This window comes from Agromyces sp. NPDC052230, from assembly GCF_040679595.1.
Classification (GTDB): Bacteria; Actinomycetota; Actinomycetes; order Actinomycetales; family Microbacteriaceae; genus Agromyces.
This window is the reverse complement of sequence record NZ_JBFAVC010000001.1, coordinates 491,906-516,256: the sequence shown is the minus strand read 5'-3', so window position 1 is coordinate 516,256 and position 24,351 is coordinate 491,906. Positions and strand designations below refer to the sequence as shown.

Annotated in this window: 21 protein-coding genes; 6 read left to right on the top strand and 15 right to left on the bottom strand. The window is 72.0% G+C overall.

Annotated features, from left to right (window positions below; genetic code table 11):
* Positions 1–62 precede the first annotated feature (62 nt).
* Positions 63–893: a polysaccharide pyruvyl transferase family protein gene (locus tag AB0K73_RS02500; RefSeq protein WP_360510770.1), complete on the top strand. Its 831-nt coding sequence runs from the start codon at positions 63–65 to the stop codon at positions 891–893.
* A 6-nt stretch (positions 894–899) separates the two neighbouring features.
* Here AB0K73_RS02500 and AB0K73_RS02495 read toward each other — a convergent pair whose 3' ends face one another.
* The gene (locus tag AB0K73_RS02495) at positions 900–1,928 is read right to left on the bottom strand and encodes a glycosyltransferase family 1 protein (RefSeq protein WP_360510771.1); all 1,029 of its coding nucleotides are present in this window, start codon (positions 1,926–1,928) and stop codon (positions 900–902) included.
* A 170-nt stretch (positions 1,929–2,098) separates the two neighbouring features.
* On the opposite strand from AB0K73_RS02495, the gene AB0K73_RS02490 reads away from it, so the two are divergent.
* The 3 genes from AB0K73_RS02490 (at position 2,099) to AB0K73_RS02480 (ending at position 5,263) form a co-directional block, all read left to right on the top strand.
* Positions 2,099–3,250: a hypothetical protein gene (locus tag AB0K73_RS02490; protein WP_360510772.1), complete on the top strand. Its 1,152-nt coding sequence runs from the start codon at positions 2,099–2,101 to the stop codon at positions 3,248–3,250.
* Positions 3,251–3,419: 169 nt separating this feature from the next.
* Entirely contained in the window at positions 3,420–3,968 is a 549-nt protein-coding gene (locus AB0K73_RS02485; RefSeq protein ID WP_360510773.1) for a hypothetical protein, read from the top strand.
* Positions 3,969–4,087: 119 nt separating this feature from the next.
* Positions 4,088–5,263 (top strand): glycosyltransferase family 4 protein, encoded by a 1,176-nt coding sequence (locus tag AB0K73_RS02480; protein ID WP_360510774.1) that lies wholly within the window; start codon positions 4,088–4,090, stop codon positions 5,261–5,263.
* Between the two features lie 7 nt (positions 5,264–5,270).
* Here the strand turns inward: AB0K73_RS02480 and AB0K73_RS02475 are convergent, their stop codons facing one another.
* From AB0K73_RS02475 to AB0K73_RS02460, 4 genes are read right to left on the bottom strand one after another with little or no spacing between them, the layout of a single operon-like run.
* Entirely contained in the window at positions 5,271–6,398 is a 1,128-nt protein-coding gene (locus AB0K73_RS02475; protein ID WP_360510775.1) for a glycosyltransferase, read from the bottom strand.
* A complete protein-coding gene (locus tag AB0K73_RS02470; protein ID WP_360510776.1) occupies positions 6,395–8,566 on the bottom strand; it encodes a glycosyltransferase in 2,172 nt (723 codons plus the stop codon). Before AB0K73_RS02470 ends, AB0K73_RS02475 begins: the two co-directional genes overlap by 4 nt.
* Complete coding sequence (locus AB0K73_RS02465; protein WP_360510777.1) at positions 8,563–9,735, bottom strand: glycosyltransferase family 4 protein; 1,173 nt, start codon at positions 9,733–9,735, stop codon at positions 8,563–8,565. Before AB0K73_RS02465 ends, AB0K73_RS02470 begins: the two co-directional genes overlap by 4 nt.
* Positions 9,732–11,726, bottom strand: a complete 1,995-nt coding sequence (locus tag AB0K73_RS02460) for a glycosyltransferase (protein ID WP_360510778.1) — start codon at positions 11,724–11,726, stop codon at positions 9,732–9,734. The genes AB0K73_RS02465 and AB0K73_RS02460 overlap by 4 nt, the downstream gene beginning before the upstream one ends.
* A gap of 79 nt (positions 11,727–11,805) precedes the next feature.
* On the opposite strand from AB0K73_RS02460, the gene AB0K73_RS02455 reads away from it, so the two are divergent.
* Together AB0K73_RS02455 and AB0K73_RS02450 are read left to right on the top strand one after the other, a co-directional pair.
* Positions 11,806–12,486 carry a hypothetical protein gene (locus AB0K73_RS02455; RefSeq protein ID WP_360510779.1) on the top strand — a complete coding sequence of 227 codons (681 nt, stop codon included), beginning with the start codon at positions 11,806–11,808 and terminating at the stop codon, positions 12,484–12,486.
* Positions 12,483–13,661 (top strand): glycosyltransferase, encoded by a 1,179-nt coding sequence (locus AB0K73_RS02450; RefSeq protein WP_360510780.1) that lies wholly within the window; start codon positions 12,483–12,485, stop codon positions 13,659–13,661. Before AB0K73_RS02455 ends, AB0K73_RS02450 begins: the two co-directional genes overlap by 4 nt.
* A 4-nt stretch (positions 13,662–13,665) precedes the next feature.
* Here AB0K73_RS02450 and AB0K73_RS02445 read toward each other — a convergent pair whose 3' ends face one another.
* From AB0K73_RS02445 to AB0K73_RS02400, 10 genes are all read right to left on the bottom strand, one after another.
* Complete coding sequence (locus AB0K73_RS02445) at positions 13,666–15,117, bottom strand: FAD-dependent oxidoreductase (RefSeq protein WP_360510781.1); 1,452 nt, start codon at positions 15,115–15,117, stop codon at positions 13,666–13,668.
* Positions 15,114–15,917, bottom strand: coding sequence for a uroporphyrinogen-III C-methyltransferase (cobA, locus tag AB0K73_RS02440; RefSeq protein ID WP_360510782.1), 804 nt, complete (start codon positions 15,915–15,917; stop codon positions 15,114–15,116). The genes AB0K73_RS02445 and cobA overlap by 4 nt, the downstream gene beginning before the upstream one ends.
* Positions 15,914–16,831, bottom strand: a complete 918-nt coding sequence (locus AB0K73_RS02435) for an ABC transporter permease (RefSeq protein WP_360510783.1) — start codon at positions 16,829–16,831, stop codon at positions 15,914–15,916. The genes cobA and AB0K73_RS02435 overlap by 4 nt, the downstream gene beginning before the upstream one ends.
* On the bottom strand, positions 16,821–17,588 hold the full coding sequence (locus AB0K73_RS02430; protein ID WP_360510784.1) for an ABC transporter ATP-binding protein: 768 nt from the start codon (positions 17,586–17,588) through the stop codon (positions 16,821–16,823). Before AB0K73_RS02430 ends, AB0K73_RS02435 begins: the two co-directional genes overlap by 11 nt.
* A gap of 2 nt (positions 17,589–17,590) precedes the next feature.
* Positions 17,591–18,694, bottom strand: coding sequence for an ABC transporter substrate-binding protein (locus AB0K73_RS02425; RefSeq protein ID WP_360510785.1), 1,104 nt, complete (start codon positions 18,692–18,694; stop codon positions 17,591–17,593).
* Entirely contained in the window at positions 18,691–20,007 is a 1,317-nt protein-coding gene (locus AB0K73_RS02420; RefSeq protein WP_360510786.1) for a GTP-binding protein, read from the bottom strand. The genes AB0K73_RS02425 and AB0K73_RS02420 overlap by 4 nt, the downstream gene beginning before the upstream one ends.
* On the bottom strand, positions 20,007–20,939 hold the full coding sequence (gene cysD, locus AB0K73_RS02415; RefSeq protein WP_360510787.1) for a sulfate adenylyltransferase subunit CysD: 933 nt from the start codon (positions 20,937–20,939) through the stop codon (positions 20,007–20,009). The genes AB0K73_RS02420 and cysD overlap by 1 nt, the downstream gene beginning before the upstream one ends.
* Positions 20,936–21,628: a phosphoadenylyl-sulfate reductase gene (locus AB0K73_RS02410; RefSeq protein WP_360511277.1), complete on the bottom strand. Its 693-nt coding sequence runs from the start codon at positions 21,626–21,628 to the stop codon at positions 20,936–20,938. The genes cysD and AB0K73_RS02410 overlap by 4 nt, the downstream gene beginning before the upstream one ends.
* Positions 21,629–21,717: 89 nt before the next feature.
* Positions 21,718–23,439, bottom strand: a complete 1,722-nt coding sequence (locus AB0K73_RS02405) for a nitrite/sulfite reductase (protein ID WP_360510788.1) — start codon at positions 23,437–23,439, stop codon at positions 21,718–21,720.
* Between the two features lie 168 nt (positions 23,440–23,607).
* Positions 23,608–24,351: a CbiX/SirB N-terminal domain-containing protein gene (locus AB0K73_RS02400; protein WP_360510789.1), complete on the bottom strand. Its 744-nt coding sequence runs from the start codon at positions 24,349–24,351 to the stop codon at positions 23,608–23,610.

The following is a 24,351-nucleotide window of genomic DNA, read 5'->3' as shown; positions in this document are numbered from 1 at the left end:
GCGCGCTCACTTGACGCCTTCGCCAGCTCCGGCGCATCGCCATCGCCTCGACCCGTCGCCCGATGTGGCGCGGTGGTGTCGTGGTGCCCGCGCACTGGTGGGACGGTCATCCGAACTTCGGTGACGACCTCACACCCTGGCTCCTTCCCAATTACGGGGTGTTGCCGATCCACCGCGTCGCCTCGCGGGCGCGGCTCGCCGGCGTGGGCAGCATCCTGGAGTTCCTGCCCAGCGATTGGGATGGCGTCGTCTGGGGAAGCGGCCTGATGCACGGCGAGCCGCATGCACTGCCTCGCGCTCGGGTACTCGCAGTGCGCGGGCACCTCACTCGGGAATTGATCGGCGCCCCCGACGATGTCGCGCTCGGTGACCCGGGGATCCTCGTGGCGCGCCTCCGACCGCGCCCGCAGCTGCGGTGGGACGTCGCCCTCGTTCCGCACGGCCATCACCGGTCGCACGTGCCGTTCCTGTCCCTCGCCGAAACAGCCGGATACCGCGTGCGCGTCATCGATGTGCACCAGACCGCCGAGCGCGTGGTTCAGGAGATCGCCGCGAGCGCCGCCGTCATCACGACGTCGCTGCACGGGCTCGTCACCGCCGACGCCTATGGGATCCCCGCTGCGTGGACGACACTTGAACCACCCCTCGGCGGCGGCGCGTTCAAGTTCCACGACTACGAGTCGGTGGTCACTCCGGAGGCGACGCGCTTCGTGCGATTCGACCCCGCGATGTCACTCGCGGAACTGCTCTCGTCAGCCACGGCCGCACCCCGAGCGACGGTGGACGCGGCCTGCGATGCACTCGAAGCTTCGGCTGCGCTGTTGCCTCACGTGCTCGGCTCCCCGCCGCGGTTCCCGCGAGACCTGCTGCGGGTGGTCTCAGGACGGGCCTGACGTCGGTCAGGCCAGCGACGCCCACACGCGGGCGTGCTCCTCGGCGCATCGTTCCCACGTGAAGAGTGCGGCTCGTTCCCGTGCGGAACGAATGAGCTCGCCAGACGCGTCGCCGCGGGTCGCGTCGAGCAGGCCGCCCGCAATGCCCGCACCGGTCGGGTCGACGAGGATGCCGGTGTCACCCACCACCTCGGGCAACGAGCTCGTCGCCGCGGCGACGACCGGGACGTTCGCGGCCATCGCCTCGAGGGCGGGCAACCCGAACCCCTCATAGAGGGAGGGCACCACGACGGCTCGGGCCGATGCGATGAGGCCGGGCATGACCTCGTCGGGCAGTCGGCCGGCCAGCACGACACCGGGCATGCCCTCGAAGAGGTCGTGACGTCGGCGGTTCGGCGGCCCGGCGAGCACGAGACTGAGGCTCGGTCGTTCCCGCTGCACCAACGGCCACGCCTCCGCCAGCGCCTCGAGGTTCTTTCGACGGGATGCCCCGCCGGCGTGCAGGACATACTCTTCGGGTATTCCGAGTGATCGCCGGATGTCGCTCGGCAGCGGCGTTGCGTCGAAGAATCGACCCTCGACGCCGTTGTACACCACGTGGGGTTCCGTGATTCCCAGCAACTCGGCGGCCTCGCGGGCGCTGAACTCGGAGACGCAGATCACGGCAGCGGCTTGTCGGGCCTCCTCGATCGCAGCCGGCACGGGCGGCGATTCGTCGGGGAAGCGCCACGCGACGACGTCGTGGATGGTGATCACATCGGCACCTGGCGCCGGCGGCAGCTCGAGGTTCATGCGGTGCGTCACCGTGTCGCGGCCGTAGAGGAGCCTTCCGAGGCCGCGACGCAGTCCGGCGGATGCCGCCGCGACGCGCGCCACCGGCATCCGCCGGTTTCCGGGGAGCTTCGAACGGAGCGAGCGCGCAACGATTCGACGGACCTCCCACTCGCGATCGTCCACGCTCCGGAGCGCGTCGGCGGCGCGCGTGGCGACCTGCTCCTGATAGAGCTGCGCACCCATGGGGCTGTCCGTCGCCATGGTCGCGATCGTCAGCCTCTGGCGCCCGGCGTCTGGGCCGATGATCGTCTCCTCAGGGCTCGTCGACGTGCGTGTTGCTCCAAGGGTAGAGGAGCTCACGGCGGCGGGCGTCTCCATGGGAGTTGCGACCGAAGGCGGAGGGCGCCCACGGGGCAGGTAGGCTCCGTGGTATGCCGACAGCCTTCGACGTGCGTGCGCTCGCGAGCACGGTACGCATCGAACTCGATGATTCGTTGAGCACCGCCGACCAGGACACGATCAAGGCGCAATGGGTCGACCTCGCCCACGACGGTGACGGCGAGCCCGACCTCGTCGTGCGCGCGGGGATCCGGGACCAAGCGGATTCGACCGACAGTTCGTACGTGGTTCGCGCGACCTCACCCGACGCACTTGCCCAGCGAATCACGCAGGAGGTCACGCTCGGAGCCATCGGCGGGCTTCGCGGCGAGGCGCTCATGCTCCATGCGAGCGCCGTGGCGCTCGCTGACGGGCGCGTCGTCGGATTCGTCGGACCTTCGGGTCGGGGGAAGACCACTGCCGCTCAGGCGCTCGGCCGCTCCTACGGCTACGTGACCGACGAGACCCTCGCGGTGCGGGCGGACGGTTCGGTGGTCGCCTACCCGAAGCCGCTCTCGATCGGCATGCGGCCGGGCGTGAAGGCGACGGAGGCCGCGTCGACGCTCGGGCTGCGTGGGGCGCCGACCGATGACCTGCGTCTGGTGGCGCTCGTGCTGCTCGACCGGCGCTCCGACATCGAGCATCCGTTCGTGGAACCGGTGCCGATCATCGAAGCATTGTCGGCGCTCGCTCCGCAGACGAGCCACCTCTCGGCACTCGATCGCCCGCTCCGCACCCTCCTGGAGACGATCCTCTCGACTGGAGGGGTGCGCAGGGTCGTGTACACCGAGGCGTCGTCGCTGCCCCCGCTCATCGATGACGTGCTGCGCACGGTCGGTGACGACGCACCGATGCTCACGGACATCCCGAAGCTGTCCGAACGTGCCTGCGGATGCTTCTCAGACGATGTCGAGACCCGGTCGAACCCTCCGGCGACTGAGGGGCCTGACGCGTACTGGCGGGCGTCGTATGTCGATGCGCTCACCGTCGATGACGCCCTGATCGTGCAGGTGTTGGGTCAGGTGGTCGTCCTCGCCGGGGTGGGTCCGCTCATCTGGCTCGCTGCCGATGGGCTCACCGAAGCGGAGCTGCGTGAGACCACCGTGCGACAGCTTCCCGAACCGCCCGCGGGCGTCGATGTCACTGCGGTCATCTCGGATGCGGTGGAAGACCTGGTGGCGAAACGGATCCTGGTTCGCGCCTGACTCCGGGCCTGCGCGCCCGTTCTGGGGCCGGGCCTGACGAGCCCACCCCCTGAATGAGGGCCAGTTCAGCTTGCTCTGGTGCTCGACCGACGGAGCGGATACGCTCTAGAGTTGCCTGAGAAACTCTCGAACTTGCAATCACGCCCCCACAACACAGGAAGGCCCTCACATGAGTGACCTTGAAGAACAGAAGCCCGGCGTCAGCCGTCGCACGGTCGCCAAGGCGATGGCCTGGTCCGTTCCCGCGGTCGCCCTTGCCGTCCCCACCCCCGCCTACGCGGCGTCACCCGGCGTCATCGAACTTTCGGGCCTCGGCTGCAAGCTGCCCGGAGCCTCGAATGACGCGTACAAGGGTTACGCGTTCAGGGGCACCCTCTCCAACACGACGAACGCGCAGGTCTCTGTGTCGATCACCGACATGGACCTGGGCACCAGCGACCTCGGTGATGTCCTCATCATCGATCTCTCCACGTGCACGGTGCTCGGCACCAACACGTTCATCCTGCCGGCGAACACCACCTTGTCGAACGTGGCGTTCGTCACGACGGACGCCGCGACCAGCGAGAACGGCGCGCTTGTCGTGCAGTACACCGTTGAGGGATCCCCCGACACGGCGACCGCGACGGCGAGCGGTCTGCCCCCGATCCAGGGAAACACCTGCGAGGCGAACGTGTTCACGGAAGACGAGCGCGACTGCATCAACAGCAAGGTCGCCTAGTACGATTGACCTGTGAGAGGCCGGCAGACCGTACTGGTCTGCCGGCCTCTGGCTTCTCTCGACGTTCGCAAACGCGCCATGGTCAGGATCGGCTCCATGCGGCAGGCGGCGGGGCACTCGTGACCGACGTCCTCCACGCCATCACGCCCGGAGACCACTTCTCGCCACGCACCGGCTCGGCGATCCCGACCGTGGTCGACGGGCTCGCCGCCGCCGCGGGCGGTGACACGTCACGGTACCGGCATTTCGTCGTCCTCGACCGCTCCACCATGCGCCCCCGATACGACACCGCGGAGGTCATCGAGTACACCGGTGTCCGGGGTCCCACGAAGCGAGAGCGCGTGCTGGACCTGGCCCGTGGACGGATGGGACTCGAGCGCTCCGCCGTTGCGCGGTTCTACGAGCCGCTCGCCGAGGCGATCCGCACGCGGGAGCCTGCGTTCGTGCTCGCGCACAACGCCCCAGTGCTCACATGGCTCCTCCGCGATACGGAGCATCGGGTCGTGCTGTACGCGCACAACGACCTCCTGCGCACGTACTCGCGACTCGAAGCCGGGCGCGTGCTCGACGGCGCTGCGGCGATCGTGTGCGTCAGCGATTCGCTGGCCGAGCGGACGCGCACCGCGCTCCCCAAGAAGCTCGCCGAACGTGTCCACGTCGTGCGAAACGGGTTCGACTGCGAGCGGTTCGCGCCGTCGCCGAATCGTGATGGAGCGGCATCCGCCACCCGGAATGCGCGATTGCGCGTGATCTTCGTGGGCCGAATGATCGCCGAAAAGGGTCCTGACGTCCTGATCCGCGCTGCCCAGCACCTCGCACGTCCCGACGTGGAGTACCTCCTGGTCGGCAGCCGGGGCTTCGCTCGTGACGCGCCGTTATCGGCGTACGAGCAGGAGTTGCGTCGGCTCGCCGCCGAGGCGACAGCCGCATCAGGCGCCGACATCCGCTTCGAGCCGTTCGTCGATCGGTCGTCGCTGCCCGACCTGCTTCGCAGCGCCGACCTGCTCGTCGTTCCGTCGCGGTGGGCCGAGCCGAGCGGACTCACCGCGGCCGAAGGGCTCGCCTCCGGAGTCCCGGTGATCGCCAGCCGAGTAGGCGGGCTCCCCGACGTCGTCGGGTCGGCCGGCGTGCTCGTGCCACCCGACGATCCCGCCGCACTCGCCGAGGCGATCGCCATGCTCGCCGATGACCCTGATGCGAGGCGGCGGCTGTCGCAGCAAGCACGCGCGCACGCGCTCTCGCATGATTGGTCGTGGGCGTGGTCGAACCTGCGGCGGGTGCTCGAGGAGCTCTGACTCCGAACTACCCTCGCGAGGGTTCGAGCCGCCGAACCACGACGGCCATCGCGGCCACGCGCTCGCTCCAGTCGGCCACCGGCCCGTCGGCGCCCTCGGGAAACCGCGAGGTCGCCGGCACGGCCGCGACCACCGCGGCCGCGAACGCGTCACCGGCCGCGATCGTGACGCGCGGGTCATCCGCGTCTCGGAACCCCGCGACCGGCGTCGACACCACCGGGCGGCCAACGGCCTGGTACTCGTAGAGCTTCAGGGGGTCGAGGCTGTCGGTGAAGGCGGTCACGACGTGCGGCACCACGAGCACATCGGCGTGCTGCAGGTAGCCGATCACCGCGTCGCGCGGGCGTGGGCCGAGCAGCTGCACGCCCACGTCGTGCAGTCGCGCCACCTGCTCGGGCGCAAGCAGATTGGGCCCGACCAGCACGAGGGTGCCGGCCGTGCCGAGCGCGCGCGCGGTCGCCTCGCAGAGGTCGACGTCGATGCGGTCGGGATGCACGGTGCCGAGGTAGAGCGCGACCGGGCCGTCGGGCAGGTCGGCGGGCCGCGGCGCGGGGCGGCGGTAGGCACCGGCATCCACACCGTTCGGGATGAGCTCGACCTGCCGCGTTGCGCCTTTTCGGCGCGCCAGTTCGGGTGAGCACACCACCACCTCGCGGGCGAGGTCGAGGAGCCGGGCTTCGTTCGCGGCGGCGCGCCGCCGCTCCGACTCGGGCCGGTCTGCCGACAGCCAGTCGTCGGTGACGTCGTACAGCATCGGCCACGCCGACCGTTCGGCGAGTGCGACCGCACCGGGGTCGTTGATCCAGAGCAGCGGATGCCGCATGCCGAGCGCGTCGGCGGCCCGCATCACGGCGCGCGCGAGGCGCCCGTCGGCGCGCGGGTCGAGCCGCCGCGGCAGCCACTTCACGGGTCGCACCGTGAAGAGGCGGCCGGCCGCGACATCCGGAACCTCCCGAACCCCCCGCGCGAACGACGGACGGCGGCCGGACCGGAGGTCGTGGGTCGGATCGGCGGGCGGTTCGACGAAGAGCACGCGCAGCGAGGCATCCGCTCGCAGGAGCCCCGCGACGAGGTGCTGGTTGCGGCGCCACACGTCGTCCCAGGCCTCGAGCGAGATCACGACGAGGTCGGTCAACGCGCGCTCCGGTAGACGGCCTCGGTGGCGTCGGCCTGGGCGCGGAGGGAGTACTCCTGCTGCTGCCGGTGCCGAAGGGCGAGCGCGAGGGCATTCCGGCCTGCGTCATCCGATGCCAGCGACTGGAGGTGGCGCCCGGCCTCGTCGACGTCGCCCGGGGCGAAGAGCGCCCGCGGGTCGAGCCCCGAGAGGGGATCGAGATGACCGGCCGCAGCCGCCGCGACGACGGGCAGACCCCCGGCCATCGCCTCGAGCAGGGTCAGGCCCAAGCCCTCGACCGGGCAGGGAGCGATGAGGATGCCGGCGCGGTCCATCACCGCGGGCAGGTCCGATCGGTAGCCGAGGAAGCGCACCGCGTCGTCGAGTCCGAGCGAGGTCGCAAGGGCCTCCAGCATCTCGCGCTCGGGTCCGACGCCCGCGATCTCGAGCGTCCACCCCTCAGCTGCGAGTCGGGATGCCGCGAATGCACGGATGCCGACGTCGGAGCGCTTCTCGGGCTGGAGTCGCTGCGCCATGAGCACGACGCGTTCGCGCAGGAGCACGTCCCGAAGCGGGCGGGGCTCGATGCCCGAGTGCACGACGGTGCTGCGGCCATCGACGGCGTCGGCCACCGCTGCGCTGATCGAGATCTGGCGATCGATGCGACGGCGCACCAGCGCCCCGATCGGCACCGGTCCGACCTTGCCACGGGCCTTGGCGAAGTGGCGGGTGGCGACGACGGCCGGTCGGCGCAACCGAAGTCGGGACCAGAGCGCAGCGACGGTGCCGACATCCGCGGCGGTCATGTGGGTGTTGACGACATCGACGCTGCGGGCCAGCCGGCGCACCGCCCGGGTGACCTCGAGCGTCCGAGCCGCGGGGATGTGGGCGACGCCGGCCTCGGCGAGGGCGGGGAGCATCCGATCGGACGCACCGCCGATCACGGTCACCTCGTGTCCGTCGTGCGCCTGCTGCACGGCGAGCCGCAGGACGAACTGCTCGACGCCCGAGAACCCGTCGGATCGGATGGCGTGCAGGATGCGCAGCGTGGGTTCGTGCTGCGTCGGCGGCGCACTCGCCGCGGCGAGGGATTCGACGAGGTCGAGATACCGGCGCGCGACCCGCGGCCAGGCGTACTGCTCGGCGGTGCGCCGTGCGCGCCCGCGCCAGTCGTCGAGCGGCTGCGACGTGACCTCGGCCAGGCGCGTGCCCACCGAAGCGGCGTCGCGTTCGACGAGGAAGCCGTTGTCGCCGTCGACGATGAGGTCGGGGGCGAAGCCCACGCGGGTCGACACCACGGGCAGTCCGCACGCGAGCGCCTCGAGGACCACGAGGGCATTCGCCTCGTAGGCGCTGGGCAGCACGAGCACATCGGCGGCCCAGAGGTAGGGCATGGGATCCGCGCGCGATCCGACGAAGACCACCCGGTCGCGGACGCCGGCCTCTCTCGCGTGAGCTTCGGCCCGGCGGACCCGATCGGGCGTTCCGCCGACGACGAGCAGCGTCACCTCGGATGCCGCGCGGAGCGCCGTGATGGCGATGGGCAGCCCCTTGCGCTCGAACTCGTGCCCGATGAACACGGCGATCGCTCGGTCGTCGTCGATGCCCAGGGCCGAGCGGGCCGCGGCGCGCTCGGTCGCGTCGGCGGGCCGGAAGCGGTCCACGTCGACCCCGTTCGGGATGATGTGGATCGGCGCGCGCACGCGGCCATACGTCGTGCGAAGCAATTCCGCCTCGGCGGTCGTGAGCGCGATGATCGCCCGGTGGGTGCGGCCGCGATACCGGATGCGGTCACGGGCCGCGGTGAAGAGGTGAACGGGGTTGCGCACCATGCGCCACACGTACTGACCGCGGGCGCGCATCGCGGCCTGCAGCAGGCCGTGGTTGACGTAGATGTCGCCCGCCATCACGTCGTTGTGACAGATGGAGACCGCATCGGGCCGTTGGGCGAGGAAGCGTCGCGCTCGCCGGGTTCCGAACGTGCTGAACCAGATCACATTGCTGGCGCGCGCCAGATGCGTGCCGAGCACGGTGCGTCTGGTGCCGAGGGGAGGGCGACCGGCATGCGCGGCGGTGAACCGCTCGACCGTCGCTCCCGCGGCGATGAACTCCCGTTCGAGGGCGTAGGCGACCCCCGCGACGCCGCTGCCGGCACCGATCGAGGGAGCGATCTGCACGATGTGCGTCATCCGTCGCTCCGTGCGACCGGATGCTTCGAACCGTCGCGCTCCCGTTCGGCGAGCAGTTCTTCGGCGAGTTCGAGGTAGCGTTCGGCGATCCCGCGCCACCCGTACGGCTCGACGGATTCGCGCGCCCGCCGACCCCATTCGGCGAACTCGGCGTCATCGATCGTCGCGAGCTGCTCCATGCGGCGGCCGATCGCGCGCCCATCGCGTTCCACGAGGAATCCGTTGACGCCGTCGACGACCACCTCGGGCGCGAACCCGACGGGCGTGGCGATCACCGGGAGGCCGCAGGCCAGTGCCTCGAGCACGACGAGCGCATTCGCCTCGTAGGCGCTCGGCAGCACGAAGAAGTCGGCGGCGTGCATGAACGGCACGGGATGATGGCGCGGCCCGAGGAACAGGACGCGATCGTCGACGCCGAGCTCCTTCGCCTCCGCGTAGGCCTCGGCGATGATCAGGTCGTTGCCGCCGATGATGAGCAGTAGCACGCTCGGCGCGTGGGTCAGCCCCTGGATCGCGAACGAGAGCCCCTTGCGCGAGAACTCGTGTCCGACGAAGACCGCCACGCGCTCTTCGGTTCCGAGCTTCAGCTCGGCGCGTGCGGCGCTCCGCTGCTCAGGCGTGGGCGGACGGAACCGCTCCATGTCCACGCCGTTCGGGATGACGTCGACCCTCGGCCGGATCGGGCCGTAGGTTGCGCGGAGGTTCGCGGCATCCGTCTCGGAGAGGCACACCACGACCCGGTGCATGCGCCCTCGATACCTGATGCGGTCGCGGAGGTAGATGAAGACGTGGACGGGATTGCGGTAGATGCCCCACCACGACCGACCCCGGGCCCGCATGGACGCGAGCAGGACCCCGTGGTTCACGTACACGTCGCCGATCATCACGTTGTTGTGCGTGATGGTGATCGCGTCGGGGCGGTCGGCGAGGAACCGCCGGGCGCGCCGCGTGCCGACCGTGCTGAACCACACCATGTCCCACCCGCCGCGGATACGGGCGAAGACCGAGCCCTTCGGCCACCGTCGCGTTCGGCGCTGTTGAGCGTGGATGAACGTGAACCGTTCGACGTCGGCGCCGAGCGCGCGGAGCTGTACCTCGAGGTTGTACGCAACGCCGGCCACTCCCGTGCCGGGAGCGATGTACGGCACGATCTGCACGATCCGGGTCATGCGGCTGTCACCTCTCCGAAGTAGCGCGTCTCGACCCGCACCGGCCCCAGCCGATACAGCGCCGCCCGCCGGCGCGCCGACCGGCCGCGGTCGCCCGGAAGCGCGACGGCGCGGGCCGTCGCCCCGACGAGCTGCCCGAGCCTCGCCCACTGCCAGCCGAGGGCGCCGTAGTGCTTGCGCAGGTAGCGCTCCTGCGAGGCGTGGAAGTGCGCCTCGCGCCGCCGCGGGTCGCCCCCTGTGCCCGCGCCGACATGCACCGCGCGGGCCTGCGGAACCCCCGTGTGGCGCCAGCCGAGCCGGTGCGCGCGGAAGGCCCAGTCGGCCTCCTCGGCGTAGAGGAAGAAGCGTTCGTCGAATCCGCCGACCTGTGCCAGCGCCTCGGCGCGCAGCAGCAGTACGGAGCCGATGACGTACGACGGGTCGCGGCGCAGCCGCGCGAGTCCGAGCGCCTCGAGCCAGGTGCCGCTCGGCGACGGCAGCCACCAGTCGACGCGGGCGACGTGACCGTGCTCGTCGACCTGCGCAGAGCCGACGCTCGCGAGGTCGTCGCGCGCCCGCAGCGCCCGCTGGAGCACGCCGATGTCGGCGGGTGAGATCGTCGCATCGGGGTTCAGCAGCAGCACGTCGGCGCCGGGAACCAGCCGGTCGCGCAGCCCGACGTTGACGCCCGCCGCGAAGCCGCCGTTGCGGCCCGGGTCGAGGTAGCGCACGCCGAGCTCGGCGCAGAGCGCGGCGATCTCGGGCAGCGACGAGTTGTCGACGACCGTGACGGGCAGCGCCGCCACGGGCTCGATCGCGCGGCGCAGCAGCTCGGGTGCACCGTAGGCGACCACGATGACCTCGACGCCGCGATCGTCGACGACGGCCTCGGATGCCTCGTGCCGCACCGCTCGGTAGAGGTCGAGGTACTGGCGGCCGACGGCGTCCCACGAGCACGCCTCCGCACGCTCGAGCCCGAGCGTGCGGAGCTCGGCGGTACGGGGACCGCCGGCGCCCGCTTCGACCAGCGCGTCCGCGAGCGCCGCGGCATCGCCGGCCGGCACCACGACACCCGCGCCGCCCACCACCTCGGGCAGCGCCCCCGCGTCGCTCGAGACGACCGGCACGCCGCACGCCATCGCCTCGACGGCAACGCGGCCGAATTGCTCGGTCCACGACGGCGTCGGCAGCGACGGCACGGCGAGCACGTCGAGCGTTCGGGAGAAGTCGACCACGGCATCGGGATCGATGGGCCCGAGGACTTCGACACGATCGGCGATGCCGGCCGCGTCGGCGCGTGCCCCCAGTTCTGGGGCAAGGGGTCCGGAGCCGGCGATCCGGAGCCGCAGACGAGGGTCGCGGGCGACGGCGTCGAGCAGCACGAGCACGCCCTTCTCGGGCACGAGGCGACCGAGGAAGCCGACGGTGATCGGCGCGGCGGCATCCGGCGCAGACGCGACATCCGTCGGAGCATCCGCTGGTCGGAACCTCGACGCGTCGAGGCCGAGCGGGATCACCCGCGCCCGCCCCGCGAACCCCTTGTCTTCCACGATGCGTGCCGCCTCGGCGTTGCAGGACGAGATGCCGGATGCCGCGCGCAGCGCCCACCGCTCGAACCAGCGGAACGGCACGGGGTAGCGTTTCCGCAGGTTCTGGGCGGTATAGAGCACCACGGGCGTGCGCCGCGCGTGCCGTCGGAGGGCGCGCAGCAGCAGGATCTCGGCGGTCGCGAGCGCGAACGGTTCCTCGTGCACGTCGATGACGTCGTAGCGCTCACCGAGCGCCCGCCAGATCGGACGCGGGTCGTAGACGAAGAGTGCGGGGTGGTGACCGAAGGTGCGCACGCCGATCACCCGCTCGTCGGCGCGAGGCTCGAGGCGCACGGGCGTGCCGCCCGCGTGCCACTGGCGTGCGCAGAGCAGCGTGACGTCGACACCGAGAGCGGTGAGCGCGCGTTCGCGACCGCGCCACTCGTCGACGACGGCGCTGTGCGAGACCCTGAGTGAGCGCACCTCACCTCCCTCGTAGACTCCCTATGAAACCCTATCCGCGCAGTGCGCGCGGACCAGCGGCGAGCAGGAAGGTGACGCGGTGGATCGCGACGTGTTCACGGTGCTCGTCGTCTGCCAGGGCAACGTCAACCGTTCGGCGCTCGGTGCCGCGCTGCTCGAGCGGTGGGCCGACTGGTACCTGCCCACGGATGCAGCCGAGCACGTGCGCGTGACGAGTGCCGGCCTCGGCGCGCCGGTCGGCTCCGCGATGGGTCGGCGGGCGAAGGCGATCGCCGAGGCGCTCGGTGCCGACGGGACACGTCATCGCGCCGCGCAGATCACCGAGGCGTACCTCCGCGGTGCCGACCTCGTGCTCGTCTCGTCGGGTGACCAGCGCGACAGCGTGCTCGCGCTCGTGCCGGGCGCGCTCGTGCGCACGTTCACGATCCGCGAAGCCGGCCGGGTCGCCGAGACGCTGCCCGAGTGGCCGGCCCCGCACTCGGTCGATGAGCTTCGCGCGCGGGTGCTCGCCATCGCCGACAACCGCGTCACCGCGGGCAGCGGCGAAGACGACATCGTCGATCCGCAGGGCAAGGACGACGAGGCCTACCGGCAGATGGCTCGCGAGGAGGTCCCCGCGCTCGCCGAGCTGGCTCGCGCCCTGTTCGGCATGCCCCGAGCCGAGATCGCCGCCTATCGCGAGGCCGTGGAGGCCGCCGAGTACACCTTCCCGTCGCGCGGGAATGGCAGATCCGCGGGCACCGAGGGGCGCCGGGCGTGACGCTTCGCGTGCTGCACCTCGATCACACCACGGTCGGCGGCGGCGCGGAATATGCCCTGTTGCGGATGCTCCGGGCCGAGCCTGGTTGGTCGCCGTACCTGCTGCTCGCCCGCTCGCCCGACGGCGGCGTCGGCGTGTACGACGCACTCCCGACGAAGGTCCCGCGACGGATGTCAGGAGTACGCCAACCGGCCGGTGCGAGCTCCGGCGGGCTGCGAGCGGCTGTCTCGCTCGGCGCGCGCGTCGTCGCGCAGGCCGTCGCGACGAGATGCTCGCGTGCGTTCGCGACCGCCGACCTCGTCGACGCGAACACGGCCCGCGCCGCCGCCTACGGCGCGCTCGCCGCCCGCTGGTCGCGCAAGCCGTTCGTCGTGCACCTGCGCGACCTCGTCGAACCCGAGTCGCTCGGACGCTCGGGTCATGCGCTCATGGTTCGCGTCGTGCTGCCGCGGGCCGACGGCGTGATCGCCAACTCGGGCGCGACGCTCGACTCGGCGCGCGCGTACCTGCGCCCGGGCGTCGTGGCCGAGGTCATCCCGAGTGCGTCGGGGCTGCGCGTCGACCGTGCGCCTGCCCCCGCCCCGAACCCCGATGGCCGGGTGCGCACGGTCGGCATGCTCGCGCGCATCGACCCGTGGAAGGGCCAGCACCTGCTGCTCGAGGCGTTCGCGCGCGCGGTCGGCGGCCGCGGCGACGTGCGCCTCCAGTTCGCCGGCGACGCGCCCTTCGGCCACGAGGGGCACCTCGACGAACTCCGCCGCACCGCCGGGACGCTGGGCGTCGCGGGGCAGGTCGACTTCCTCGGGCACGTCGACGACGTCGACGCCCTGCTCGCGGGGTGGGATGTCGCGGTGCAGGCGTCGACTCGCCCCGAACCGCTCGGCCAGAACGTGCTGCAGTACCTTGCGGCCGGCTGCGCCGTGATCGCGGCCGACGAGGGCGGCCCAGCCGAGTGGATCGATGACGGCGTCAACGGGCTCCTCGTGCCACCACGCGACGTCGGCGCGCTCGCGTCGGCACTCGCCCGTCTCGACGCGGATGCCACGCTGCGCGCGCGGCTCGCGGCATCCGCCCCCCAGACTCCCGGCCTGCTCGACGACGCGGCCGTGGCGCGGGCGCACCAGGCCTTCTACGAGCGCGTCGTCGCGCGTCGTCGTGGTCGGGTGGTGACGTAGCGCGTCACGAGCCGACCAGCGCGCCAGCGCGCGAGATCTCGACCTGCTCGTCGCGCGGCACGACCTTCACGCGTTCTCGCACGACGTCGGCGTACGCGGCATCCGTCGGCTCCCACGCCTCGCCGAGGCCTCGCTCGTGCGCGTCGAGCTCGAGCCATCCGGCCCAGGTCGTGAAGCGGATGCCGCGGGCCGCGAGCAGCTCGAACACCTCGTCGCCGTCGGGCCCCGCGTCGACCTGCGGCGCGGGCAGCGCGCCGGCTGCGGCATCCGCCACCAGGTGCGTGATGGTCTCGAGCGCGTCGCCCTTCGTGTGCCCGATGAGGCCCACGGGGCCGCGCTTGATCCAGCCGGTCGCGTAGACGCCGGGGATGGGCGTGCCCGAGGCATCCGTCACCCGTCCGCCGTCGTTGGGGATCACGGCGCGCTCGGCGTCGAACGGAACGCCCGCCACCGGCGAGCTCGCGTAGCCGACGGCGCGGTACACGGCCTGCACGGGCACGTCGACGAACTCGCCCGTGCCCACGACCGAGCCGTCGCCCACCGGGCGGGTGCGCTCGAAGCGCACGCCCTCGACGCGGTCGGTGCCGAGCACCTCCACGGGTGCGTGCAGGAAGTGCAGGTGCAGCCGGCGCGAGGCAGTGCGTTCGGTCGACGAGCCGGTGCCCGAGCTCGCCGACGGGCGCCAGCCGTTGAGCGTGCGCGCCATGACCTTCACCTGGTTGTTCGACGCGAGCAGCGCGTCGGCGTGGGGGTCGCCAGCCGCGCGCTCGAAGTCGTCGTCGTACACGATCACGTCGACGTCGGGCGCCTCCCCGAGCTCGCGCAGCTCGATGGGCGTGAACTTCACCTGCAGGGGCCCGCGTCGTCCGAACACGTGCACGTCGGTCACGGGCGACCCCTCGAGGCCGGCGACCACGTTGGCGGGGACATCCGTCGTGATGAGGTCCTTCGGATGCTTCGCCAGCATGCGTGCGATGTCGAGGGCGACATTGCCGTTGCCGATGACCGCGACCTGCTCGGCGTCGAGCGGCCACACGCGTGGCACGTCGGGGTGGCCGTCGTACCAGGCCACGAAGTCGGCCGCGCCGTAGGATCCGGGCAGGTGGATGCCGGGGATCTCGAGCGGGGCGTCCTTCAGGGCCCCGGTCGCGAAGATCACGGCGTCGTACCGGGCGCGCAGCTCGTCGACGGTCACGTCGCGCCCCACCTCGACGTTGCCGATGAGCCGGATCGTGCCCGCGTCGAGCATTTCGTGCAGCGAGTTGACGATGCCCTTGATGCGCGGGTGGTCGGGCGCGACGCCGTAGCGGATCAGGCCGTAGGGCGCAGGCAGTGACTCGAAGAGGTCGATCGCGACCTCGCCGCCGGCTTCGGCGACCTGGCGGTGCAGGATGTTGCCGGCGTAGATACCGGCGGGGCCGGCGCCGACGATCGCGACGCGGAGGGAGAGGGTCATCGGGTGGTGGCCTTTCGGTGGGATTCGCGGGATTCGCGGGTTTCGCCGGCCGAGACCAGCGGGAGCGGCGCATACGGGCTGAGGGTCACGACATCGCCGACCACGACGACGGCGGGCGAGCGGATGCCCCGGCGCGCCGCCTGCAGCGCGATCGTGTCGAGGGTGCCGACGGTGACGCGCTGGCGCGGCCCGTAGCCGTCCTCGATGATCGCGACGGGGCATCCGCCGCCGCGCTCGCCACCTGCCAGGGTGATCGCGGAGTTCGCGAGCGTGCCGATGCCCATGAGGAGCACGACCGTGTGGTCGCGTCCGCCGCCGAGCGACTGGATCTGGTCGTGGCCGGTGACGACGGTGAACGTGGTCGCGAGGCCGCGGTGGGTGAGCGGGATGCCGGCGATCGCCGGCACCGAGATGGCGCTCGTGATGCCGGGCACGACCTCGACATCGACGCCGTGATCGCGGCAGAACGCGACCTCCTCGCCGCCGCGCCCGAAGACGAACGGGTCGCCGCCCTTCAGGCGCACGACTCGCTTGCCGTCGCGGGCGAGCGTGACGAGCAGTTCGTTGATCGCGTCCTGCGGCACCGCGTGATGGCCGGGGAGCTTGCCGACGTCGACGACCTCGGCGCCGAGCTGCACGCCGTCAGCGGCGAGCCCATCGAGCACGCCGCGGGCGCCGAGCCGGTCGGCGACGATGACGTCGGCGGCCTCGAGCGCGCGGAGCCCGCGGATCGTGAGGAGTCCGGCATCGCCGGGTCCGGCGCCGACGAGCGTGACGTTTCCGATCAGGGTGTTCGTCATGGGGTCCCTCCCGTGAGGCCACGGCGGCGCAACAGGCCGCGTTCGACAGGTCCGAACACGAGCAGTTCGATGACGATGCCGACCACGAGGATGACGACGATCGTGCCGAGCACGCCCGCGAGGTCGGCGAGGTCGCGCCCCTGCTGCAGCAGCGAGCCGAGACCGAAGCCGATCGAGCCGCCGAACGCGATGATCTCCGCGGCCATGAGCGAGCGCCACGAGAACGCCCAGCCCTGCTTGAGTCCGGCGAGGTAGCCGGGGAGAGCGGCGGGCAGCACCACGGAGGTCGCGAGCTCGAGCCGTGAGGCGCCGAGCACGGTTCCGACCCGTCGCAGCTGCGGCGGCACCTGCGCGACCCCGGCCACGAGCCCGTTCACGATCGACGGGATCGCGCCCATGAGCACGACGAAGTACACCGTGGCATCCGACAGCCCGAACCAGAGGATCGCGGCGGGCACCCATGCGACCGACGGCAGCGCCTGCAGCCCCGAGATGAGCGGGCCGAGCGCGCGGCGCAGCGGCGCCCACTCCGCGAGGAGCAGCCCGAGTGGCGTGCCCACCGCGACGGCGATGAGGAAGCCGAGGATGCCGCGTTCGAGGCTCGTGGCCACCGCGAGCTGCAGGCGACCGTCGCTCCACGCCTCGCCGAGTGCGGCGGCGACGTCGAACGGGCCGGGCGCGAGGTCGGGCCGCGGCCGCGCGATGATGGTGTACACCTGCCAGGCGGCGAGCAGCACGATGACGAGCAGCACAGGCGGCAGCACGCCGTCGATCGCGCGGCGCCACCACGGGAGCGGGCGTTCGACATCGGTCTGCAGCCGGTCGAGGCCGGCCTCGAGGGTGCGGAGGTCGTCGGCTCGTGTGTCGGCGTCGGTGGGCGCGGCTGGGGCCGCGACGAGCGTGTCATGCGGCATTGCGGCGGATCTCCCTTCGAAGCTGCTCGGTGATCTCGACCGAGAGGGCCGAGACCTGTGGCGACTCGATGCGGCGCGGACCCTCGTCGGCGACGCTCCACTCGTTCACGATGCGTCCGGGCCGGCTCGACATGAGCAGCACGCGCTGGCCGAGCCGCGCGGCCTCCCGCACGTTGTGCGTGACGAACACGATCGTGCGACCCGTCTCGCGCCAGACCCGCTCGAGCTCCTCGTGCAGCAGGTCGCGCGTGATCGCGTCGAGCGCGGCGAACGGCTCGTCCATGAGCAGCACCTCGCGGTCTTGCGCGAGGGCGCGGGCCAAGGCGACGCGCTGTCGCATGCCGCCCGAGAGCTCGTGCGGGCGCTTCTCCGCGGCATCCGCGAGGTTCACGAGGTCGAGCAGTTCGAGCGCGCGCGCCCGTCGGTCGGGTCGCGGCAGGTCGGAACCGCCGAAGCGCAGCGCGAGCTCCACATTGCGCCGGGCGCTGAGCCACGGCAGCAACGAGGCCTCCTGGAACATCACGGCGGCCCGCCCATCGACTGCGACCGTGCCGGCGCTCGCCGTGTCGAGGCCGGCGATGATCCCGAGCAGCGTCGACTTGCCGCAGCCCGAGGCGCCGAGCAGGCACACGAACTCGCCGGGGGCGACCGTGAGGTCGATGCCGTCGAGCACGACGGGACTCGAGGCGGCGTAGCGCTTCGAGACCCCGGAGAGGCGGATGGCGGGGGCGATGGCGGTGGTGGTCGCGTCGGTCATGGTCAGTCCTCCCCGAGTCCCGCGGTGTCGACCGGGGCGAGCCCGGCGTCCGCGCGCACGGCGTTGAGGGCGCGCAGGTCGAAGAGCCCCCCGAGGTCGCCGTCGCGTCCGGTGCCGGTCTCGACAGCGGCGCGCTGCAGCGCGGGGAACGTCGCGGCGAACGGGTCGGTGGTCGCCGCGACGTGATCGAGTGCGCGGTCGATGACCGCGTCGGGCAGGGGCGCTCCGGCGTCGGCCGCGAGGCGGGCGTTCACGACGTCGGCGAGCTCGTCGGGGTGGTCGGCGATCCAGTCGACGGATGCCGCGTGGCCGGCCACGAGCGAACGCACCGTGTCGGGGTGCTCGGCGAGGTACTCCGCGCGCACCACGAGCACCGTCGTCGGGTACTCGGCCCGGGGCCAGAGCTCCCCTTCGTCGACGAGGACCTCGGCGCCGGCCTCGAGTACGAGGCGCGAGACCCACGGCTCGGGAAGCCACGCGCCGTCGAGCTCACCCGACTGGAACAGCTGCAGGGTGCGGGCGTTGTCGGTCGGCACGATGGCGACGTCGCCGCCGCCCGTTGCAGCGGTCGTGAGGCCGTGACCTGCGAGCCAGGAGCGCAGGGCGACATCCTGGGTGTTGGCGAGCTGCGGTGACGCGAGCACCGCCCCGCGGAGGTCGTCGGGGCCGTCGATGCCGTTGCGCACGACGAGGGCCGCGCCGCCGCCGGCCGCCCCGGCGATTATCCGGAGCGACGCGCCACCCGACTGCACGTAGCTGTTCACCGCCGGGTTCGGTCCGAGGTAGGCGGCGTCGATCGCGCCGGCGTTCAGCGCCTCGATCGCCGCGGGTCCGGCGGCGATCGCCTGCGGCGCCAGCTCGGTGCCGCCGAGCGCGTCGGCGAGGAGCCCGGTCTCGAGGCCGACGAGGGCAGGAGCGTGCGTGACGTTCGCGAAGTAGCCGAGACGCAGCACGGATGCCGCTCCGCCTGCGGCATCCGCTCCCGGCTGCTCGGCCGCCGCGCGACCGACACCGCCGACGATGACGGGCACGATGACGATCGCGGCCGCCACCGCGACACCCGCGACAAGCTCGCCGAGCTGGGCCCCGAATCCGCGGCTCGTCATGCGGTCGCTCCGGTCACGATCGCGGCCGCGAGGGTCGCGCCGTCGTGCGGGTGGATCACGAGGAACGCGCCAGCCCGGCGGTGCTCGGCGTACGGCTCCACAGCGAGCTCGGTGGCGAGCTTCAAAGCGACCTGGCCGATGTCGTTGACCTCGAGCCGATCGGCCGGGTCGAGGCCGAGCGTGGTGAGGTCGCGGCGGCCGTGCACGGCGGTCACGAGGGCCTGCACGGTCGACGTGCCGGACTTCACGAGCACACGCGCGCCCGGCACGAGCGGCCTCGGGTCGAGCTGGAAGACGGATGCCTCGAGCTCGCGCCGAGCCGCAGGCAGTGATCCGGATGCCGCGAACACCGAGCCGCGCGCGGCGTCGAGCTCGTCGGCGAGGCGAAGGGCGACCGACTGCGGCGCCGACGCCGACTCGAGCGCGACTGGACCGGCGTCGATGCCGACCACGGTCGTCGTGGCACCGGTGGGGAACACCTGCACCTCGTCGCCGACGCGCACGGTGCCCGACGAGATGCGCCCGGCGAAGGCGCGGTGGTCGCGGTACGACTCGGGGTCGGCGACATCGTGCGCGAGGGCGCCCTGCGGCCGGATGACGAGCTGCACCGGCATCCGGAACGCCTCGAGGTCGGACTCCAGCTCGTCGAGTGCCGGCAGGGTCTCGAGCAACTCGAGGAGCGCCGGGCCGTCGTACCAGGGCGTGTTCGCCGAGCGCTCGACGACGTTGTCGCCCGCGAGCGCCGACACCGGGATCACGTGCGCCTCGGGCAGGCCGAGGTCGCGCACGAGGGCGGAGACATCCGTCGCCACCGCCGCGAACGCGGCCTCGTCGTAGCCGAGCAGGTCGATCTTGTTCACGGCGACGATGACGTGCGGCACGCGCAGGAGCTGCACGACCGCGAGGTGCCGGCGGGTCTGCTCGAGCACGCCCTTGCGCGCATCGACGAGCACGACGACGGCATCGGCGGTCGCGGCGCCCGTGACCATGTTCCGCGTGTACTGCACGTGGCCGGGGCAGTCGGCGAGGATGAACGACCGCCTGCCCGTCAAGAAGTAGCGGTAGGCGACGTCGATGGTGATGCCCTGTTCGCGTTCGGCGCGCAGGCCGTCGGTGAGGAGCGCGAAGTCGATGGCTCCCGGCTCGCCGCCGAAGCCGCGCTCCGCCGATGTGCGGGCGACCGACTCGAGCTGGTCGGCGAGGATCGCCTTCGAGTCGTGCAGCAGGCGGCCGACGAGCGTCGACTTTCCGTCGTCGACCGATCCGGCGGTTGCGAAGCGGAACAGGGTCTGCTCCTGGGTCGCGTGCGTCATCAGAAGTATCCGTCCTTCTTGCGGTCCTCCATGGCGGCCTCCGAGATGCGGTCGTCGGCGCGCGTGGCGCCGCGCTCGGTGAGCGTCGAGGTGGCGACCTCGCGCACGACGTCGGCGACGGATGCCGCATCCGATTCCACGGCGCCGGTGCAGCTCATGTCGCCCACCGTCCGGTAGCGCACGACGCGTCGCTCGACGTGCTCGTCGGCGCGCGGCGGCGACACCTCGGAGACGGCGCGCCACATGCCGTCGCGGCGGTACACCTCGCGCTCGTGCGCATAGTAGAGCGGCGGCAGCTCGATGCCCTCGCGCTCGAGGTAGCGCCACACGTCGAGCTCGGTCCAGTTCGAGATCGGGAACGCGCGAACGTGCTGGCCGACGGTGTGGCGGCCGTTGTAGAGGTCCCAGAGCTCGGGTCGCTGGTTGCGCGGGTCCCACTGGCCGAACTCGTCGCGCAGGCTCAGGATGCGTTCCTTGGCGCGGGCCTTGTCCTCATCGCGTCGGGCGCCGCCGAACACGGCGTCGTGCCGGCCCGCGGCGATGGCGTCGAGCAGCGGTTGGGTCTGCAGCGGGTTGCGGGTGCCGTCGGCGCGCTCCTGCAGGCGGCCGTCGTCGAGGTAGTCCTGGACCTTCGCGACCTCGAGCCGGATGCCGAGGCGCTCGACCGTGCGATCGCGGAAGTCGATGACCTCGGGGAAGTTGTGGCCCGTGTCGACGTGCAGCACCGGGAACGGCACGCGCGCCGGCCAGAACGCCTTCGCGGCCAGGTGCAGCACGACGACCGAGTCCTTGCCGCCGGAGAAGAGCAGCACGGGCCGCTCGAACTCGGCGACGACCTCGCGGATGATGTGGATCGCCTCGGACTCGAGGGTGTCGAGTGCGCTCAGCCGTGGCGGGGCGTCGACGGCCGTTTGCGTCGTGATCTCGCTCACAGGTGCAATCCGCATTCCGTCTTGGCGAGGCCGGCCCAGCGGCCCGACCTCGGATCCTCGCCCGCGGCGACGGGCTTCGTGCACGGCTCGCAGCCGATCGACGGGTAGCCGTGCGACATCAGGAGGTTCACGGGCACCTGGTGCGCGCCCGCGTAGTCGAGGAGGTCATCGAAGGTCCACGCGGCGAGCGGGTTCACCTTGACGAGCCCGTTCCGCTCGTCGAACGTCACGAGTGGCGTGTTCGCGCGCGTCGGCGCCTCCTCGCGGCGCACGCCCGTGAACCACAGCTCGTAGTCGCCGAGCGCGCGCTGCAACGGCGCGACCTTGCGGCGGGCGCAGCACAGGCCCGGATCGCGCGCGGACAGCTCGGCGCCGAACTCGGCGTCCTGCTCGGCGATGGTCTGCTCGGGCAGCACGTCGACCACGCGCACGTCGAGGACGCGGGCGACCTCGTCTCGCGTCACGTGCGTCTCGGTGAAGTGGTACCCCGTGTCGAGGAACAGCACGTCGACGCCGGGCAGGCGCGCGGCGACCACGTGCGGAAGCACGGCGTCGGCCATCGAGCAGGCGACGGCGGCGGCATCCGTCGCGAAGTTCTCGGCCACCCAGGCCACGACCTCGTCGGCGGATGCCTCGGGGCCGCCCTCCGGCGAGAGCAGCGCGGCGCCCGCCCGCGCGAGGGCACGCAGCTCGTCGGGGGTGCGGCGACTACCGGCGGTCGAGTAGGGCGCCCTGGCGCCCGTATCGAGACCTACGGTGGCACTCAGGTTGCGCGCGCTCACTGCAGAGCCTCCTCGTCGGCGCGGTGCGCCCACTCGGCGAACGTCTCGTCGGCAGCCGCGTCGCGCTCGGCGAGGAAGCGACGCACGACCCGCTCGACGTAGTCGGCGAGGCCGTCGGCGGTCACCTTGAGCCCGCGCACGGTGCGTCCGGTGCCGGCCTCCTCGCGCGTCGCCGAGGCGAGGCCGCCGCCGAGGTGCACCTGGAACCCGGGCGTCTGCCCGCCGTCGCCGTCGGGCAGGAGCTGCCCCTTGAGCCCGATGTCGGCGGTCTGGATGCGAGCGCAGGAGTTGGGGCATCCGTTCACGTGCAGGCTGATCGGGTGGGGCAGGTCGATGCCGGCGAGCCGGGCCTCGAGGGCGATGACCGCGTCGGTCGCGGTCTGCTTCGTCTCGACGATGGCGAGCTTGCAGAACTCGATGCCCGTGCAGGCGATGGTGCCGCGGCGGATGAGGCTCGGACGCGCCTGCAGGCCGAGCGCGTCGAGCTCGGCGACGACCTGCTCGACCCGCGACTCCTCGATGTCGAGCAGCACGAGCTTCTGGTGGGGCGTCGTGCGCAGCCGCGTCGAGCCGTGACGTTCGAGCAGGTCGGCGATGGCCGTGAGCGTCGAACCCGAGACGCGGCCGACGAAGGGGGTGACGCCGATGTAGAAGCGCCCGTCCTGCTGGCGGTGCACGCCGACGTGGTCGCCCTGAGCTCGTGGCTTGGGGGCCGCCGGGCCATCGGGGAGGGGCGCGCCGAGGTACTCGGTCTCGAGCACGTCGCGGAACCGTTCGGCGCCCCAGTCGGCGACGAGGTACTTCAGTCGCGCCTTGTTGCGCAGGCGCCGATAGCCGTAATCGCGGAAGATCGACGTGACCCCGACCCACACATCGGGCACCTGCTCGGGCGCAACCCAGGCGCCGAGACGCACGGCGAGGTGCGCGCTCGTCGAGAGGCCGCCGCCGACCCAGAGGTCGTAGCCGATGCCGAGTTCAGGATGCTCGACGGCCACGAACGCGACGTCGTTGATCTCGTGCACGACGTCCTGACTGGGGTGGCCGGTGATCGCGGTTTTGTACTTGCGCGGCAGGTTGGCGAACGACTCGTCGCCGATGTAGCGGTGCGAGATCTCCTCGATCGCCGGGGTCGGGTCGATGAGCTCATCGGCCGCGATGCCCGCCACGGGGGATCCGAGGATGACGCGGGGCACGTCGCCGCACGCCTCCGTGGTCTGGAGTCCGACCGCTTCGAGGCGCCGCCAGATCTCGGGAACGTCCTCGACGCGCACCCAGTGCAGCTGCACGTTCTGCCGATCGGTGAGGTCGGCCGAGTCGCGGGCGAACTCGGTCGAGATCTCGCCGATCACCCGGAGCTGCTCGGTCGTGAGCTGTCCGCCGTCGATGCGCACGCGCAGCATGAAGAACTCGTCCTCGAGCTCGTGCGGCTCGAGCGTCGCGGTCTTGCCGCCGTCGATGCCGGGCTTTCGCTGCGTGTAGAGACCCCACCAGCGGAACCGGCCGTGCAGGTCGGTCGGGTCGATGCTCGCGAAGCCGCCCTTCGCGTAGATGCGCTCGATGCGCTCGCGCACGGCGAGGCCGCCGTCCTCCTGCTTCCACACCTCGTTGGGGTTGAGCGGGGTCGTGCCGTCGATCTTCCACTGGCCGTGTGGACGCGTGGCAGGGCGCGCCGGGCGCGCTGGCGCGGCATCCGTCGCCCTCGGGGTGGTGATGGTCACGACGCCCCTCCTTCCTCTGCCGGTGCGGGATTCGCTCCGACGTGTGCGGTCGAAGCTAGGGGAGGTCGGGGACCCCCGACAGGGGGCCGTGTCATGCCCGGTCACGTCGTGTCGTATTGCGTCACACGGCGTCGCGAGCGGTCACTCGGGTTGCGTCGCCGGCGGAGGTCAGGCGAGCCGAGCGGATGCCGCGGCGTACCGATCGAGCACGAGATCGACGAGCTCGCGGGGCGCGGGCTCGTCGGCGACGAGGAGTGGACGCGCCGTCACGTCGGCGCCCGCGGCGTGCGCGAGGTCGTCGAAGTAGCCGGGTGCGAGCAGGTAGTTCGCGACGACCACGCGTGCACCGGTTGCTGTGTTCGCCCGGGCTGCCGCGACGGCATCGGGGAGCCGGGGCTCGGCCGCCGAGAGGAAGCCGATTGAGACCTCGCGACCGGATGTCGCGGCGAGCCGCCCGGCCATGTCGTGACAGTCGTCGACGGCGCGTCGGTCGCTCGACCCCGCGACGGCGAGCACGACCTGATCGTCGTCACGCAGCCCGGCCTCGACGAGGCGACGGACGAGCACCTGCGCGAGCCGGTCGTCGGGTCCGAGCGCGTCGGCGAGGGTCACGCACCGATCGGATGCCGCCGCCTCCACGGCCTCGGTGAGGTCGACGTGCACGTGGTATCCGGCCGACAGCAACAGCGGCACGACGACGGCCGGCTCGCCTGGTTCGAGTAAGGCGAGCGTGGCGGGCACGTCGGGTTGCTCGACGTCGACGTGCCCGAGTCGCACGCTGGGCGGGGCATCCGGATGCCTCATCGCGATGGCTCTCGCGACCGCCTCGTGCAGTCCGCGCACCGCTCGCCGGCCGGCCTCGGAGGACGTGCCGTGCGAGATGCCGACGAGGGCGGGCGGCTGTGCGGTCAT

Bases quoted from the DNA above. Each gene is read 5' to 3' on its own strand.
- AB0K73_RS02500 (WP_360510770.1), top strand. From the start codon at position 63: ATGTGGCGCGGTGGTGTCGTGGTGCCCGCGCACTGGTGGGACGGTCAT.
- AB0K73_RS02495 (WP_360510771.1), bottom strand. From the start codon at position 1,928: ATGGCGACGGACAGCCCCATGGGTGCGCAGCTCTATCAGGAGCAGGTC.
- AB0K73_RS02490 (WP_360510772.1), top strand. From the start codon at position 2,099: ATGCCGACAGCCTTCGACGTGCGTGCGCTCGCGAGCACGGTACGCATC.
- AB0K73_RS02485 (WP_360510773.1), top strand. From the start codon at position 3,420: ATGAGTGACCTTGAAGAACAGAAGCCCGGCGTCAGCCGTCGCACGGTC.
- AB0K73_RS02470 (WP_360510776.1), bottom strand. From the start codon at position 8,566: ATGACGCACATCGTGCAGATCGCTCCCTCGATCGGTGCCGGCAGCGGC.
- AB0K73_RS02465 (WP_360510777.1), bottom strand. From the start codon at position 9,735: ATGACCCGGATCGTGCAGATCGTGCCGTACATCGCTCCCGGCACGGGA.
- AB0K73_RS02445 (WP_360510781.1), bottom strand. From the start codon at position 15,117: ATGACCCTCTCCCTCCGCGTCGCGATCGTCGGCGCCGGCCCCGCCGGT.
- cobA (WP_360510782.1), bottom strand. From the start codon at position 15,917: ATGACGAACACCCTGATCGGAAACGTCACGCTCGTCGGCGCCGGACCC.
- AB0K73_RS02435 (WP_360510783.1), bottom strand. From the start codon at position 16,831: ATGCCGCATGACACGCTCGTCGCGGCCCCAGCCGCGCCCACCGACGCC.
- AB0K73_RS02430 (WP_360510784.1), bottom strand. From the start codon at position 17,588: ATGACCGACGCGACCACCACCGCCATCGCCCCCGCCATCCGCCTCTCC.
- AB0K73_RS02425 (WP_360510785.1), bottom strand. From the start codon at position 18,694: ATGACGAGCCGCGGATTCGGGGCCCAGCTCGGCGAGCTTGTCGCGGGT.
- AB0K73_RS02420 (WP_360510786.1), bottom strand. From the start codon at position 20,007: ATGACGCACGCGACCCAGGAGCAGACCCTGTTCCGCTTCGCAACCGCC.
- AB0K73_RS02400 (WP_360510789.1), bottom strand. From the start codon at position 24,351: ATGACCGCACAGCCGCCCGCCCTCGTCGGCATCTCGCACGGCACGTCC.